The sequence below is a fragment of the Aeromonas sp. 601027 genome (assembly GCF_049174455.1).
GTDB classification, from domain to species: domain Bacteria; phylum Pseudomonadota; class Gammaproteobacteria; order Enterobacterales; family Aeromonadaceae; genus Aeromonas; species Aeromonas veronii_A.
In genome coordinates this window covers 325,382-341,654 of record NZ_JAAKTN010000001.1, presented here as the reverse complement: position 1 = coordinate 341,654, position 16,273 = coordinate 325,382, and the positions used below count along the sequence as shown (strand labels likewise).

Sequence of the window (16,273 nt, the reverse complement as noted above, 5' to 3'; positions counted from 1 at the left end):
TTCTGATTCATTGGTAACTCCAAAGAGGTCATATCCAGACGGATATCCTAGCGAGCAAGACAGATAAGCAAAAGCAGATGATGATAGTTTCCTGAGCAAGATCAACAAATTAATCAATAAGTACAAATACTGTACCATGCATCAGAGATAACTGGTGGTGGAAATAAGAAAGACGCCCTAAGGCGTCTTTCTTATTTTAAGGACTTTGAGCAAAAAGGTTGGAGGTTATTCCCCCTCCCCACCTTGCCCCACCACCCAATCAGATCGGGGTGATGGAGGTGATATGGGCCGAGCCATCCAGAGACTGGAAGATCTGCACCACGGCTTCGCCATGGATCGGCTGGGCGAGCGGCACAGTGCTCTTGCACTTGAAGCGGTAGTTGGTGCCAGCCACCACCTGGGTGGAGACTTCAAAGGGGGTGTACTGTACCCCGACAAATCCTTTCAGCGCCTGATCAAATACCGCCTGATCCTCGGCGGTCAGCTTGTGATATGCGGTCCATCCACCCACCAACACTGCTTGTTCTGACATATCAAACTCTCCGTGCTCTATGATCCCGACTCGTTTGGCCGTTCGGGCTGCGCCCCGTTGATTCAAGTGGTTTCTGGTCTCCACCGGGGGGTCATCACTGCCGGTTGGCGCGATAACGATGGGCAAATTTGCGCAGCTATCTGCAACTGGATCAGCCCTCCCCCCCAGCCACAAGCCGCTGTTGACAGCGGGCTCAATTGGCATGAGAGAGCCTAGTGCGGGATGGCAAAAATGCCCCTGTCACATATGACAGGGGCAAGGTGGCGAAAAAGCTGCTCGAAAAAAGAAGATGTGTTGCGCAAACGATTGAGAAAAGAAAAGACGCCTCAAGGGCGTCTTTTTGCATTTTTATGCTCGAAGGGTAGAAGGGCGCGAGCCGCTTATTCCCATTCGATAGTTGCGGGCGGCTTGCCGGAGACGTCGTACACCACACGGGAGATACCATTGATCTCGTTGATGATGCGGTTCGATACGTGACCGAGGAAGTCGTACGGCAGGTGAGCCCAGTGGGCGGTCATAAAGTCGATGGTTTCGACGGCGCGAAGCGCAATGACCCAGTCATATTTGCGACCATCGCCCATCACGCCAACGGAGCGCACCGGCAGGAACACGGCGAACGCCTGGCTGACCTGGTTGTAGAGGTCGGCTTTGCGCAGCTCTTCGATAAAGACCGCATCGGCGCGGCGCAAGATATCGCAGTACTCTTTCTTCACTTCGCCAAGGACGCGCACACCCAGACCCGGGCCCGGGAACGGGTGACGGTAGAGCATGTCGTAGGGCAGACCCAGCTCGAGGCCAACGCGGCGCACTTCGTCTTTGAACAGCTCGCGCAGCGGCTCGACCAGACCCATCTTCATCTCTTCCGGCAGGCCGCCGACGTTGTGGTGAGACTTGATGACGTGGGCCTTGCCGGTCTTGCTGGCAGCGGATTCGATAACGTCCGGATAGATGGTGCCTTGCGCCAGCCATTTGGCGTTTTTCAGCTTTTTCGCTTCATCATCAAACACTTCGACGAAGACGCGGCCGATGATCTTGCGCTTGGCTTCCGGCTCGTCAACACCGGCCAGGGCAGAGAGGAAGCGATCTTCGGCTTCAACCTTGATGATGTTCAGACCAAAGTGGTCACCAAACATCTCCATCACCTGCTCGCCTTCGTTCAGACGCAGCAGACCGTTGTCCACGAAGACGCAGGTCAGGCGATCGCCGATGGCGCGATGTACCAGCATGGCGACCACGGAGGAGTCGACACCGCCGGAGAGACCGAGGATCACTTCATCGTCACCTACCTGCTCGCGGATGCGGGCAACGGCGTCGTCGATGATAGTGGCCGGCGTCCAGAGGCACTCGCAGCCGCAGATGTCTTTGACGAAGTGCTCCAGCATGCGGGCACCCTGACGGGTGTGGGTCACTTCCGGGTGGAACTGCACGCCGTAGAAACGCTTGGCCTCACACGCCATGGCCGCGTGGGGGCAGGTCGGGGTCCGGGCGATGGTGGTGAAGTCGGCCGGAATGGTAGTGACCTTGTCACCGTGGCTCATCCAGACATCCAGCAGGGCATTGCCGTTGTCGGCGATGGCATCTTCGATGTTGCGCAAGAGGGCGCTGCTCTTGCCAGCTTCGCCGAGCACTTCCACCTTGGCGTAACCGAATTCACGCTCGGTGGAGGATTGCACCTTGCCACCCAGCTGCTCGGCCATGGTCTGCATGCCGTAGCAGATACCGAACACAGGGACACCGGCGTTGAACACATACTCGGGGGCACGCGGGCTGCCCGCTTCGGTGACAGACTCGGGGCCGCCGGAGAGGATGATGCCGCTCGGATTGAATTCGCGGATCTGCTCTTCGGTTACGTCCCAGGCCCACAGTTCGCAGTAAACGCCGATTTCGCGCACGCGGCGGGCGATCAGCTGGGTGTACTGGGAACCGAAGTCGAGGATAAGGATACGGTGCTGGTGAATGTCTTTAGTCATTTTATTCCTGCATCAGGCTGATGTTGTCACAAAGGGCACGGGATAAAAAAAGGGTGGAAAAACGGGGCGCAGGGCCCCGTTTTATCAGCCCATCCGATAGTTGGGGGCTTCTTTGGTAATGGTCACATCGTGGACGTGGGACTCTTTCATCCCGGCGCCGGAGATGCGCACGAATTCAGCTTTGGTGCGCATATCGTCGATGGTGGCGCTGCCGGTCAGGCCCATGGAGGAGCGCAGGCCGCCCATCTGCTGATGGATGATCTCTTTAAGGCGCCCCTTGTACGGCACGCGGCCTTCGATGCCTTCCGGCACCAGCTTGTCGGCGGCGTTGTCGGTCTGGAAGTAGCGGTCGCTGGAGCCTTTGGACATGGCGCCCAGGGAACCCATACCACGGTAGGATTTGAAGGAGCGACCCTGATAGAGCTCGATCTCGCCCGGCGCTTCTTCAGTACCTGCGAACATGGAACCTACCATGACGCAGCTGGCGCCCGCGGCAATGGCCTTGGCGATGTCGCCGGAGAAGCGGATACCACCATCGGCAATCACCGGAATACCGGTGCCTTCCAGCGCGTCAACGGCGTCGGAGATGGCGGTGATCTGGGGCACGCCCACGCCGGTCACGATACGGGTAGTACAGATGGAGCCCGGGCCGATACCGACCTTGACGGCGTTGACACCGGCAGCAGCCAGCGCCTTGGCGCCCGCGGCGGTCGCGACGTTGCCACCGATGATCTGAAGATCCGGATAGGCGTCACGAGTGGCCTTGATGCGATCCAGCACGCCCTGGGAGTGGCCGTGGGAGGAGTCGATCAGCAGCACGTCAACACCGGCTTCCACCAGCGCGGCGACGCGCTCTTCGTTGCCGGCACCGGCACCAACGGCAGCACCGACCCGCAGACGACCCTTGTCATCCTTACAGGCGTGGGGCTTACGCTCGGCTTTCTGGAAATCTTTAACGGTGATCATGCCCTTGAGTTTGAAGTCGGCGTTCACCACCAGCACTTTTTCGATACGGTGCTTTTGCATCAGGGCAACCACCTCTTCACGAGGGGCCCCTTCACGCACGGTGACCAGACGATCTTTCTGGGTCATGATCTGTTCAACGGTCTGGGAGAGGTCAATCACGAAGCGCACGTCACGGCCGGTGATGATACCGACCAGCTGATTGCCGTCAGTCACCACAGGGTAACCGGCGAAGCCATTCTTGTGGCTCAGCTCCTTGATTTGGGCGATGGTCATGTCAGGGCGCACGGTGACGGGGTCGGTGACCACGCCGCTCTCGTACTTCTTGACCTTGCGCACTTCGGCAGCCTGCTGCTCGATGGACATGTTCTTGTGGATAAAGCCGATACCGCCTTCCTGGGCCAGTGCGATAGCCAGACGGGCTTCGGTCACTGTGTCCATGGCAGCGGAGATCATCGGGATGTTCAAGCTGATGGCGGAGGTCAGCTTGGTACGCAGATCGGCAGTATTGGGAAGAACTTCGGAGTGGGCGGGAACCAACAGTACATCGTCGAAGGTTAACGCTTCTTTGGCAATCCTGAGCATGGCAATATCTCACCGTTGAGGAAGTGGGGGTGTAAAATATTGCCGACGAAGTTTACTCACGCATTGGTCACTGGTAAAGAAGTTTTTTGAATTTTTTATGGCGTAGCCCGATTTAACGCGGCCAACGGCGCAAAAAACTAATAAATTCAGCTGTAATCATGCCTTTTTTCACGACAAGATGATCTTTTTTGTCGTTGAGCCCCTTTCTCCCTCCAACCTCCCGGAACAGCATTTTCCATGATCCAATTATGTGCAGCCGGGTGTTCAGTTTCCCTGATAGCGACCTGGCTTGTGCCAATTCATCAGCATGGCGTTCATCGCCAGCGCACTCAGGGTGGACCAGAGCAGCAAGGGCAGTGGCAAGGTGAGCAGGGAGAGTGCAAACACCAGCACATCAAGCACCATCTGGCTCTTTCCCGCGTTGATGCCAACGCGCCGTTGCAGCCAGAGCGTTACCACCCCGGTGCCACCTACGGAGGCATTGTGGCGCGCCAGAGACAACACCCCCATGCCGAGAAAGGTCCCCCCTACCAAGGCGGCAAACAGTGGGTGGACATAGCTCACCGTCAGCAGCAGCGGTACCGCCTGGGTGGCCGCCGAGAGGGTAACGTTGACGATCAGCGTCTTGATGGTGAAGGCGCGCCCCATGGTGTAGTAACAAAACACCATGAAGGGCATGTTGACCATGAAGAACAGAACCCCGATGGGCAAACTGCTGACATGGGCGAGCAACAGGGCGATGCCCGCGATGCCACCGGTGATCATGCCGGAACACTTGAGCAAGTTGAGACCGACCGCGATAAACATGACCCCGAGCACCATGCCGTAAACATCGTCCTTGAGGGTGTGGGCCAGGGCTTTGGTCGCCGGCACGGGCGACATGGTCATTTCACCTTCCATATGACTCCTTTCCATGTTTGCTGTGACATCAGGGCACCAGTCACTGGGCCGAAGGGGTCGGCATACTCGGGCGCCCTGGCCATTTCCCCTGCCGGTCCCCCTGCCGACATCACAAGACTCAGCAAAAAAAGCGCCAATCAACACAAGCATCCAGGATAAGCTGAAAAATCAAATTTAAATTCCGACATTCTGCCTATGACAGGAGCAACACACCCATTCATGGGACAAACATCAGGCTGCATCAGCATGTTTGACCAGCCACACTGAAGGCAGCTCACCATCTCCCCTTTTAAAGCCCGTTATTAAGTGGATCATGTTGATATGCTGCCACATGGCAGCATGAATCATGCTCGTCACAGGAGGGGCATAGGGTGGATACGGCATATTTCTCCAAGGTGGGTTCCTGCTGCCAATGTCGATGATGCGCACCACTTTGGGGCGAAAGCACCATAACAGAGCAAGCCACCCTCGGATGCCGCTTGCTCCCAAGCGATGTCGACGCTACTGCTTATTGCCTTCCCCGTCTGGTCCATCTCCCTCGATCCCTTGATATGCGGCATAAAAAAGTCGGCCCCAAGGCCGACTCGCTGCACACTGTGACAGACTTTCCTTATTTGAGATATTTACCGTCAACGCCCACCTTGCCCGGGCCGTTCAGTACCCAGACCCGTGCCGAATAGGCGGGCACCGCAAAGCTCAGACTGCCGTTGCTGACGTTCTGACTCGCGCCGGTCACCGCATCCGTATAGGTGCCGTTCTTCAGGCCACTCAGGTTTATTTGCTGGGCCGAACTGGCCGCGAGGCCCACGGCAGCGTAGCTGCCTTGAGCGCTCAGGTCACGCACGAAGCTGATGCCGCTGCTCCACTCGTTCACCTGGCTCATGGGCGCCTTCTGCAGGGCGGGCACCGCCTTGCGGATCTGGTTCAGGCGCTTGATGTGCTGGTAGAGCGGGTGGCTCGGAGTGGCCGGGTTGTCCAGCACCTCCCCGTAGTAGGCACGACCAGTCTGATCCACCGTCATGGTGGCCCCGTCGATATCCTGAGGCTTGCCCGCCTGGAACATCACCTCCTCCCCGTAGTAGAGGGTCGGGATGCCCCGCGCCGTCCAGAGCAGGTTGTAGGTCATGGCCGCATTGCCCTCTTCCCCGCCGTAGCGGTACTTGAAGTCGTTGTCCGGCCCCACGTCATGGTTCTGGAAGAAGGTGATGAGCTTGGTGGCATCCCCATAGACCCAGTCCATGGCAAAGATCCCGCCCACCCCGCCAAAGCTCCCCCGGGTAACGTTGTCACGGAAGGTGGAGAAGAGGGAGAAGTCCAGCACAGAGAGGCCGGAATCGCCCCCTGCCCGGGGATCCGCCGGGTTCGGCGTGGTGCGGGTATACCACCAGGGACGGATCACCGCCGAGGCATTGTCGTTGGCCAGCTCAGAGCCCCAGCCGGTGCCCTTGACCAGGTTCTCGCCAAAGACGAACAACCCCGGCTTGTGGGCCTGCCAGTCGTGGACATAGGTCAGCAGCTCGTCCCGCTCGATGTGCTTCAAGGTATCGATGCGAATGGCGTCAACCCCCATGTCGAGGTACTGGCGGATGGCGCCGTTGAGGTAGTCCTTGACGTTCTGGTTGCCGGTGGCGAGATCGATGCAATCCCCCGCCATGTGTTTGCGCTGCAGGGCGAGCGGGCTCTCCCAGTCACCGCCTGACATGAAACCGTCTAGGTGATACCAGGCGGGATCCAGGGTCTGGGCGTCGATGCCGAAGAAGCGGTTGGGGTTGTAGCCAGCACTCGGCACGGTGGCGCCTGTCTTGGGGTCCACCAGAGGCTGGGTGCCCGCCGGATCGGACTGGCAGCGGGCCTTGTACCAGTCGGGAGCAACCGGGTTGTCGTCGTCACAGCGGTTGGCGCTGGCGTAGTCCCCGAGGTTGCCCTGATAGGGGCCGTTGTTGATGAGCCCCTGGCTCGACCCCGCCGGTACGTAGTATTTGACGGGCAGGCGATCGATCCAGGTCTTGCCGCGCAGGCCGTACTGGCTCGAGTGGTTGAGCACCACATCCTGGATCACCTTGAGCCCCTTGGCGTGGGCCGCCTGGATGAACTCCCGGTAACCCGCCCCCGGCGACTCCAGACGGGGATCGACCCGGTAGAAGTCGTAGGCGTGGTAGCCGTGGTAGTCGAGGCCGGAGCGGTTCTCCACCGGTGGCGTCACCCAGATGGCGGTGAAGCCGAGATCCTTGATGTAGTCGATCTTGGCGATCAAGCCCTTGAAGTCGCCGCGCCAATGGGGATCCCCCGCCTTGTAGCGATCCCGGTTATGGTAGTTGTTGCTGGGATCGCCATCATAGAAGCGGGCGGTCAGCAGGAAGTAGATGCTCTCGGCACGAAAATCGCCGCTCGCCACACCCTGCTCGCCGATACGGTACTCGAAGCGCTGCTCGCGCTGATTGCCGCTGGCGTCAATGGCAAGGGTGCGGATCACCAGATCGGTGCCGCTCCCCTTGTCGCTCGCCACCAAGGGCTGGCCTGTATAGCGGGCCGACGCAGTGGTGGGCTGGCTGCCGTCCGTGGTGAAATGCACGGCGGGGGCGCTGTCCTGATCGTCGCTCACCCCCAGGGTGATGGACTGGCTGTCCAGATAACTCCCCGGGGCCGGGGTGGCCGTCACCGTGGGGGCCTGCAGATCGGCCCCGGCCAGCGTCTCCACCTCGATGGCCTTGCGCAGGCTGTCAAAGCAGATGCGATAGCGGGTGTTGGCGCTAACCAGGTAATCCTGGGCCGGATACGCCTCGGTCCAGTCCCCCTTGTGGTCAATCTTGAAGCGGGGGTTGTTACTGCCAAAGGCCTGCTCGGTGCAGAAGGTGGTACCATCCTCGATGGTCATGGGGGTGAGCCCCCAGTTGTTGGTCGTGCCCCGGAAGTACCAGCTGTCGCTGCTCTGTCCTGCCCCAACCACCACGCTCACGCTGCTGCTGCCCTTGGCGCCCTGATCGTCGGTGACCGTGAGGCCATAGGTGAAGGTGCCGGTCTGGGTGGTGCTGACGACGATGCTCTCCGTGGTCTCGCCGCTGCTCCACAGATAGCTCGTGATCTGGCCGTCGGGATCCGTAGAGTCGCTGCCGCTCAAGGTCAGTGACGCCCCCTGGGTCACATTCACCGTGCTCCCCGGGGTGATGACCGCGAGCGGCGGCTGGTTGTCATCCCCAAGGGGGGTGATGCTGTAGACCAGGGTCTGGTCGTTGACCTGGATGCGCACCGTACCCACGGCGTTCCAGAAGATGTCGCCGCCACTTTTCTCCAGCACGCCGTCGCCGTTGCTGTCGCCAAAGTTGACGGCCCAGTCGCCAGCCTGATCAAACTTGAGGCGCTGGCTCGCCTTGCCATCCATGTAGGCTTCCACCTGCCACAGGTGATCCCCTACCAGAGTCATGGGGAGGCTTGCCCAGCCGTTGAAGGTGCCGCGTACGTTGAGTTGCGGCAAGGTGCTGGCAAACCCCGAGGCCTCGCAACTGGCCACCGCTGTCGCGCTCACCGCCTGAGTGCTGGCGTTGATGCGGATCTGGTACGCCGTGTTGGCATTGACCCCGTAGTCGGCCGCCGGGTAGCTCTGCTGCCAGTTGCCGTACCTGTCTATCTTGAAGCGCGGTCCGCCGCTGGCATCCCCGCTCACGAAGCGCTGGCAGGTATCAAAATTGACGCCGTCCGTCGACGTCATGGCGGTCGCCGCCCATCCATTCGCGGTGCCCCGGAAGAACCACTCCGCCGCCGACGTCGGCGCCGTGATCAGGGTTCCCAACAATCCGGCCGCGAGTATCCATCTAGCCATTGATAGTCCTTTATTTTCATTGTTTTGTGTGTGATGCCGGTGTGCCCCGGCATTCCCCCATCCGCTACAGTCCCGCCTTCGGATGAGCCCGATCAGTCTAGAGTTCCCCATAACCAATTCATGGCGAATACGCGCAAAATGTGACCACCATCGACTTCGCTATTGGCTGTATGTGATTGATAGCGCTTTCATTTCCATGCAACACCGATTTGCAGGGAGGAGTGACCAACCTGATCCATTGACTCGGCGGACGAGGTGAAGTGGGGTAAGATGGCGACATTGTTTCTCTCCTCCGCCTTCGCTGGCGAGGAACCGTGCGCAGGAACCGCCTTGAACTATCGCAACGAATCCGGCCAAAACAGGCAACAGCAGGTCTTTACTGTCACCCGCCTCAACAGCGCCGTGCGCATGATCCTGGAGCAGGATCTGGGGCTGGTGTGGCTGACCGGCGAGCTCTCCAATCTGGCGATGCCAAGCTCCGGCCACTGGTATTTCTCGCTTAAGGACATGTCGGCGCAGGTACGCTGCGCCATGTTCAAGGGCAACAACCGGCGGGTGGCCTTCCGCCCGCAGGATGGCATGCAGGTGCTGGTGCAGGCGCGGGTCTCCCTCTATGAGCCGCGCGGCGACTACCAGCTGATCATCGAATCGATGCAACCCGCAGGCGATGGCGTGCTGGCGCTGCGTTTTGAAGAGCTCAAGCGCCGCCTCGGCGCCGAGGGGCTGTTTGACGAGAGCCGCAAGCGGCCGCTGCCCCGTGAGCCGCGCGCGGTAGGTCTTATCACCTCCGCCACCGGCGCCGCCCTGCACGATATGCTGACGGTGCTTAAACGGCGCGCGCCGGATCTGCCGGTCTTTATCTACCCGACTCAGGTACAGGGGAGCGCCGCCATCAGCCAGATCGTCGCGGCGATCGCCAAAGCGAACCAGCGCGCCGAGGTGGATGTGCTGATCGTTGGCCGTGGTGGCGGATCCCTCGAAGATCTCTGGTGCTTTAACGAAGAGGCGGTAGCCCGCGCCATTGCCCACTCCGCCATACCTGTGGTGAGCGCGGTGGGCCACGAGGTGGATGTCACCATCAGCGACTTTGCCGCCGACTTGCGCGCACCTACCCCATCGGCCGCCGCCGAGCTGGTGGCGCCGGATCAGAGCGCCCGTGCCCAGCGTCTGGTTCACCTCAAGCAGCGACTGCTGCAGGCGATGAGCCGCCAGCAGAGCGCCGCCCGCCACGATTTCATCCTGCTGCAAAAGCGGCTCGACCATCAGGATCCGAAGCGGCGGCTGGAGCAGCAGTCCCAGCGCCTCGACGAACTCTCCACCCGTTTGCAACAGCTATTGCGCCAACGGCTGCATCAGGGTGAGCGGCGCCTCACCAACCTTGAGCTACGCCTGCAAGGCAAGAGCCCGGAGCGCCTCTTGGCAGCTGGCAAGCGCCGCCATCAGCTGGCCGAGGAGCGACTCTATGCCCTGATTGCCAAGCGGCAAGACCTTGCGAGCCACCGCCTCGCCATGCTCAGCGCCCGCCTCGACGGGGTGAGCCCGCTCGCCACCCTGGGGCGCGGCTACTCCATCACCCGCACTCCACGCGGCAAAGTCATCAGCCGCGCCGATCAGGTCAACAGTGGCGACCAGCTCCTCACCACCCTGGCGCAAGGTAGCCTGCAGGTGCGGGTCGAGGAAGTTATCAAAGACTCTGCGTAGTAGATCGGCTGCATCAAACCACCAGCCAATCTGCCATTCAGCCCGGCAATCTGCCAAAAACAAAGGCCACCACCGCATACAGGGTCGTGGCCTTTTTAATCTCGGGTGCTTGCGCCTGCTCACCCCTTGGCGCGGCGGGCGACCAGGGTGAACTTGTAATCATCGCTCTTGAAGAAGTTGCGACTGAACTCGAACACAGTGCCATCTTGCAAAAAGCCGCGGGAGACCTTCTCGATAATGGGCTTGGCAGGATCGATACCGAGCGCCTCCACCACCTGCGCCGAGGGGAGTACGGGAATGATCTCCTGCTCGCTGCGGTCAATCACCAACTTTTTCACCTCTTCGATGTAGTGGTACTTGGAGCCCTGCATCACCGCATAGCTGAGGTCAGGGAAGAGGGCGAGCGGCATCCAGGTCTCCTCCAGCGTTACCGCGATCTGGCGAATAAAACGCACCCGCTTGACGTAGTAGACCAGCGCCCCTTCCAGCAGATTAAGTCGCTCGGCCAGCTCGCTGCTTGCCTTGATCACCTCGAAAGCGAGAATGTCGCTGTGGGTCTCGGCCGCCGGATCAGTCACCTTCTCATAGAGGCTGGTGAGCTGATAGATGTCGTAGTTCACCTTCTCCTGCCGCACATAGCTGCCGCTGCCCTGAATGCTCTCGATAACATTGAGTTCGGTCAGCTGCTTGAGGGCCTGGCGCACCGTCACCCGGCTCACCCCGAACTGCTCGCGCAGCTCGGCTTCGGTGGGCAGGGCATCGCCGGGGGCCAGCTCCCCTTGCGCAATCCACTGCTGGATGGTGTCGGCTATCTGGCGATACATGGGTTTTTTCGACACGAAAGGCCACCTCGTCGGCTCTGCGCCATGATAAATGGAAGAGGCGCCATTCTACCCCAGTTGCCCGGCAGACAAAACGGCTCGGCCTCATTTGACCTAACAAATCACCTTGAACAAACAATACAAAAACAATACAAATAATGAATTGTATGATACCACTCACAAAAATCAGTCGGCCGGTTTGTTAGCATCGCTGTCACTTTCACCATGACGGCTTGCTGGCAAGCCAACCTGACAGAGGATCATCATGAATCTGACCAGTCTTACCGGCCCCCATCTCATCACGTTGCAAACCCGGTTTGCCGATCGGGATGCGGCCATTCATGCCCTGGCTGATCGGCTCGATCAGGCCGGCAAGCTGCACGACAAGGCTGCCTTTCTGGCTGCGGTCATGGCCCGCGAGGCACAGGGCCCCACCGCCCTTGGCGAAGGGCTGGCGGTGCCACACGGCAAGTGCGATGCGGTGCGTGAAGCAGCCTTTGCCGTCGCTACCCTGAGCGAGGAGCTGGGCTGGGAGGGGATCGACGGCCCCGAGCCGGTCAACCTGATCTTCATGCTGGCGATCCCGACCGATCAGGCGGGCTCCACCCATATGCAGCTGCTCACCACCCTCACCACAGCCCTGGTGGATGACGATACCCGCGAGGCGGTGCTGGCGGCCCAGAGTGCCGAGCAACTGATGGCACTGCTCGATGGTGAGGGGGATAGTGGCAAGAAACCAGAAAAAGAAGACAACTTAAATACAAATAAACCCACTGTGGTCTGTGTCACCGCCTGTCCGGCGGGGATCGCCCACACCTATATGGCTGCCGAGTATCTGGAAAAGGCGGGGCGCAAGCTGGGTATTCGGGTACTGGTCGAGAAGCAGGGTGCCAACGGCATCGAGGATCGCCTGCCGCAAGAGGCGCTCGATGCTGCGGTGGCCTGCATCTTCGCCGCCGAGGTGGCCATCAAGGAGCAGGAACGTTTTGCTGGCATCCCCCGGATCGAGACGCCGGTGGCCGAGCCCATCCGCCATGCCGAGCGGATCCTGAATGAGGCGCTGGAAGCGGCCAAGGCCGGTCGCACCGCCCCGACGCCAAACCCCAGCCAGAGCGACGCGCCGACCGGCAAGAAGGTGAGCCTCAAGACCGAGCTCAAACAGGCGCTGCTGAGCGGCATCTCCTTTGCCGTACCGCTCATCGTGGCAGGCGGTACCGTGCTTGCCGTCTCTGTGCTGCTGGCCCAGATCTTCGGCCTGCAACATCTGTTTGATACCGAGAACTCCTGGCTCTGGATGTACCGAAAACTCGGCGGTGGCATGCTGGGCACCCTGATGGTGCCGGTGCTGGCGGCCTATACCGCCTATTCGCTGGCGGACAAACCGGCGCTGGGCCCGGGCTTTGCGGCGGGACTGGCCGCCAACATGATTGGCTCCGGTTTTCTCGGCGGCGTGGTCGGTGGTCTTATCGCCGGTTACCTGATGCGCTGGGTCAAGCAGCATGTGCGCCTTAGCCCCAACTTCAACGGCTTTCTCACCTTTTACCTCTATCCGGTGATCGGCACTCTGGTGGCGGGCAGCCTGATGCTGTTTGTCATCGGCCAGCCGGTGGCCTGGCTCAACAACAGCCTCACCGAGTGGCTCAACGGCCTCTCCGGCACCAATGCGCTGGTGCTGGGTGCCCTGCTCGGCTTTATGTGTTCGTTTGACCTGGGTGGCCCGGTCAACAAGGCGGCCTACGCCTTCTGCCTCGGCGCCATGGCCAACGGGGTCTACGGCCCTTACGCCATCTTCGGCGCGGTCAAGATGGTCTCGGCCTTTACCGTCACCTTCTCCACCCTGCTGGCGCCACGCCTGTTCCAGACCTTCGAGATCGAGACCGGCAAATCGACCTGGCTGCTGGGGCTGGCGGGGATCACAGAGGGCGCCATTCCGATGGCCATCGAAGATCCGATCCGGGTGATCGGCTCCTTCCTCGCAGGCTCTGTCGTTACCGGCGCCATGGTGGGTGCCATGGGGATTGGTCTCTCCACCCCGGGGGCCGGCATCTTCTCCCTGTTCCTGCTCCACGATGGCGGCCACGGTGCCCTGATGGCTGCCGCCCTCTGGCTCGGTGCGGCGCTGGTGGGCACCCTTATCTCCACTGTGGTGCTGATCGGCTGGCGCCGTCACGCCATGCAGCGCGGCACCTATCAGGTGGTTGCCGCTGAGTAAGGCTCATCTTCACAACCGATTTTTCAACAGACTATTTTTCCGCACGGCAGGCAAGGGCCGCCGTGCGTCAGCAAAGGATCATTGTCATGACAGTTTCACGAGTTCACATCACGCCGCACATGCACTGGGATCGGGAGTGGTACTTCACCACTGAGGAGTCCCGCATCCTGCTGGTCAACAACATGGCGGAGATCCTGGCGCGTCTTGAATCCGACCCTGACTACAAGTTCTATGTGCTGGACGGCCAGACCGCAGTGCTGGAGGATTACTTCGCCATCCAGCCCGAGAACAAGGCCCGGGTGAAGGCGCTGGTGGAGGCGGGCAAGCTCATCATCGGCCCCTGGTACACCCAGACCGACACCATGCAGGTGAGCGGCGAATCTATCCTGCGCAACCTGCTCTACGGGATGCGCGACTGCCTCAGCCTTGGCGAGCCGATGAAGATCGGTTACCTGCCCGACTCGTTCGGTATGTCCTCCCAACTGCCCCACATCTTCAACGGCTTCGGGATCGATCGTGCCATGTTCTGGCGCGGCTGCTCCGAGCGCCACGGTACCGACAAGACCGAGTTCCTCTGGCAGAGCAACGATGGCAGCGAGGTGACCGCCCAGGTACTGCCGCTCGGCTACGCCATCGGCAAGTACCTGCCGGAAGATGAGGCGGGCCTGCGCAAGCGGCTCGAATCCTACTTCGAGGTGCTGGAGAAGGCCTCGGTGACCAAGGATATCCTGCTGCCCAACGGCCACGATCAGATGCCGCTGCAACAGAACATCTTCGCCATCATCGACAAGCTGCGGGAGATCTACCCCCAGCGTGAATTCCACATGAGCCGCTTCGAGCAGGTATTCGAGCGCATTGAAGAATGCCGCGACCAGCTGGCCACCCTCAAGGGGGAGTTCAACGACGGCAAATACATGCGGGTACACCGCACCATCTCGTCCACCCGGATGGACATCAAGCTGGCCCACGCCGCCATCGAGAACAAGATCGTCAACATCCTCGAGCCGCTGGCAAGCATCGCCTGGGCACTCGGCTTCGAGTACCACCATGGGCTGCTTGAGAAGATGTGGAAGGAGATCATGAAGAACCACGCCCACGACAGCATCGGCTGCTGCTGCAGCGACAAGGTGCATCAGGAGGTGATGACCCGCTTCATTCTGGCCGACGACATGGCCGAGAACCTGATCCGCTTCTACATGCGCAAGATTGTCGACAACATGCCGGTGGCGCTCTGTGAAGACGGGGTACAGGTGGCTGACAAGCTCTGCCTGTTCAACCTGATGCCCTTCCCTCGTCAGGAGGTGATCAACACCAGCATCCGCATTCGCGCCCAATCCTTTGCCCTGCGCGATGAAGCGGGCCAGCCGGTCCCCTACTTCATCCGCGCCAAACGCGAGATTGATCCGGGACTGGTGGACAGGCAGATCGTGCACTATGGCAACTACGACCCCTTTATGGAGTACGACATCCAGCTCTGTCATCCGCTGCCGGCCATGGGCTACTGCACTCTCCATATCGAGGGCAACCAGCCGGGACTGGAGCAGCCGGTGACGGCCAGCGGCGAGCTGCTGGAGAACGATTTTTACCGCATCGCCCTCAACGACAACGGCACCTTGCAGATCCTGGACAAGCTGCGCGGCACTCGCTTTGATCAGGTGCTCACGCTGGAAGAGGGCTCCGATGATGGCGACGAGTATGACTACTCGCCGTCGCGGGACGAGTGGCTGCGCTACTCCACCGAGTTTGCGGTGACCCGCGAGGTCACCCATCAGGCGTGGCAGAGCATTGCGACCCTCAAACTGCGTATGGCCTTGCCTGCCAACCTCGCCGAGCGTGCCAACCGCCAGTGCAGCGGCCACCTCGATGTCACCTGCCGCATCACCCTAGCGCATCAGAGCCCGCGTATCGATATCGAGCTGGAGCTCGACAATCAGGCCGATGATCACCGGGTGCGGGTGCTGATCCCCACCCCCTTCCCGAGCGACACTGTGGTCTCTGACAACCAGTTTGGCTGCATCACCCGCCCCACACGCGACAGCGCCATGGCCGACTGGGAAGCGGAGGGGTGGAAAGAGGCTCCCATTCCGGTCTGGCAGCTGATGAACTTCGTCGCCCTGCAAGATGGCAAGCAGGGGCTGGCGGTGCTGAGTGACGGTCTGCGCGAGTTTGAAGTGATCGGTGAGCAGTGCGACACCCTGGCACTCACCCTGCTGCGCGGGGTCGGCGTACTCGGCAAAGAGGAGCTGCTGCTGCGCCCGGGTCGCCCCTCCGGCATCAAGCTGCCCACCCCGGACTCCCAGGTGCGTGGCAAACTCAGCTGCCGTTTCAGCCTGCTGGCGTTTGCTGGCGATCACATCAGCGCCAACGTGATGCAGGCGGCGCGCAGCTACCTCACCCCGGTGCGCTGCTACAACAAGATCCCGTTCGATGCCATGAAGCTCAACAAGGCAAGCTTCACCACCCCGCTCCACTTCAGCCTGCTCACCATGGACCCCTCCGGTCCGGTGCTGAGCGCCCTGAAAAAGGCAGAGGATGAAGAGGCGCTGGTGATCCGGGTCTACAACCCGAGCGAGCAGGTGGTACTAAAGGGTGGCAAAGTGAGCTGCGAACACGCCCTGAACGACTGGCAAGCGGTGCGGATGGACGAGCAGTCCTTGCCCCTTGAACTGGCCGCTGGCGAATTTGGCGAGCTGGCGCCGTGCCACTCCCGCAGCGTACGCTTTCGGGTGGCTCGCGGCTAACCGCCGGTAACCCCCACAGCTAGCAACAGGC

General features: G+C 60.7%; 9 protein-coding genes. 3 read left to right on the top strand and 6 right to left on the bottom strand.

The genetic code is table 11. The features are described 5' to 3' along the window. Nucleotides 1-259 precede the first annotated feature (259 nt). The 5 genes from G5193_RS01475 to G5193_RS01455 all read right to left on the bottom strand — a co-directional run bounded on the left by G5193_RS01475 (nt 260) and on the right by G5193_RS01455 (nt 8,767). Nucleotides 260-532, bottom strand: a complete 273-nt coding sequence (locus tag G5193_RS01475; protein ID WP_421204768.1) for a hypothetical protein — start codon at nt 530-532, stop codon at nt 260-262. Between the two features lie 380 nt (nt 533-912). Further along, nucleotides 913-2,502 carry a glutamine-hydrolyzing GMP synthase gene (gene guaA, locus G5193_RS01470; protein WP_421204767.1) on the bottom strand — a complete coding sequence of 530 codons (1,590 nt, stop codon included), beginning with the start codon at nt 2,500-2,502 and terminating at the stop codon, nt 913-915. Nucleotides 2,503-2,586: 84 nt separating this feature from the next. Then, nucleotides 2,587-4,050, bottom strand: coding sequence for an IMP dehydrogenase (gene guaB / locus G5193_RS01465; RefSeq protein ID WP_005360033.1), 1,464 nt, complete (start codon nt 4,048-4,050; stop codon nt 2,587-2,589). A 264-nt stretch (nt 4,051-4,314) separates the two neighbouring features. Beyond that, on the bottom strand, nt 4,315-4,950 hold the full coding sequence (locus G5193_RS01460) for a YitT family protein (protein ID WP_216953846.1): 636 nt from the start codon (nt 4,948-4,950) through the stop codon (nt 4,315-4,317). Between the two features lie 610 nt (nt 4,951-5,560). Continuing rightward, complete coding sequence (locus G5193_RS01455; protein WP_421204766.1) at nt 5,561-8,767, bottom strand: alpha-amylase family glycosyl hydrolase; 3,207 nt, start codon at nt 8,765-8,767, stop codon at nt 5,561-5,563. 330 nt (nt 8,768-9,097) lie between these two features. Between G5193_RS01455 and xseA the strand changes: the two genes are divergently transcribed. Further along, nucleotides 9,098-10,468, top strand: a complete 1,371-nt coding sequence (gene xseA / locus G5193_RS01450; RefSeq protein WP_421204983.1) for an exodeoxyribonuclease VII large subunit — start codon at nt 9,098-9,100, stop codon at nt 10,466-10,468. Between the two features lie 119 nt (nt 10,469-10,587). Here the strand turns inward: xseA and G5193_RS01445 are convergent, their stop codons facing one another. After that, nucleotides 10,588-11,307 carry a GntR family transcriptional regulator gene (locus G5193_RS01445; RefSeq protein ID WP_058057460.1) on the bottom strand — a complete coding sequence of 240 codons (720 nt, stop codon included), beginning with the start codon at nt 11,305-11,307 and terminating at the stop codon, nt 10,588-10,590. A 247-nt stretch (nt 11,308-11,554) separates the two neighbouring features. On the opposite strand from G5193_RS01445, the gene mngA reads away from it, so the two are divergent. Together mngA and mngB are read left to right on the top strand one after the other, a co-directional pair. Beyond that, a complete protein-coding gene (gene mngA / locus G5193_RS01440) occupies nt 11,555-13,501 on the top strand; it encodes a PTS 2-O-a-mannosyl-D-glycerate transporter subunit IIABC (protein WP_421204765.1) in 1,947 nt (648 codons plus the stop codon). Nucleotides 13,502-13,587: 86 nt separating this feature from the next. After that, the gene (gene mngB / locus G5193_RS01435; RefSeq protein WP_421204764.1) at nt 13,588-16,242 is read left to right on the top strand and encodes a mannosylglycerate hydrolase; all 2,655 of its coding nucleotides are present in this window, start codon (nt 13,588-13,590) and stop codon (nt 16,240-16,242) included. Nucleotides 16,243-16,273 lie beyond the last annotated feature (31 nt).

Excerpts from the sequence above, each read along its gene's own strand:
- G5193_RS01475 (WP_421204768.1), bottom strand. The coding sequence starts at position 532 with ATGTCAGAACAAGCAGTGTTGGTGGGTGGATGGACCGCATATCACAAG.
- guaA (WP_421204767.1), bottom strand. The coding sequence starts at position 2,502 with ATGACTAAAGACATTCACCAGCACCGTATCCTTATCCTCGACTTCGGT.
- guaB (WP_005360033.1), bottom strand. The coding sequence starts at position 4,050 with ATGCTCAGGATTGCCAAAGAAGCGTTAACCTTCGACGATGTACTGTTG.
- G5193_RS01460 (WP_216953846.1), bottom strand. The coding sequence starts at position 4,950 with ATGGAAGGTGAAATGACCATGTCGCCCGTGCCGGCGACCAAAGCCCTG.
- G5193_RS01455 (WP_421204766.1), bottom strand. The coding sequence starts at position 8,767 with ATGGCTAGATGGATACTCGCGGCCGGATTGTTGGGAACCCTGATCACG.
- mngA (WP_421204765.1), top strand. The coding sequence starts at position 11,555 with ATGAATCTGACCAGTCTTACCGGCCCCCATCTCATCACGTTGCAAACC.
- mngB (WP_421204764.1), top strand. The coding sequence starts at position 13,588 with ATGACAGTTTCACGAGTTCACATCACGCCGCACATGCACTGGGATCGG.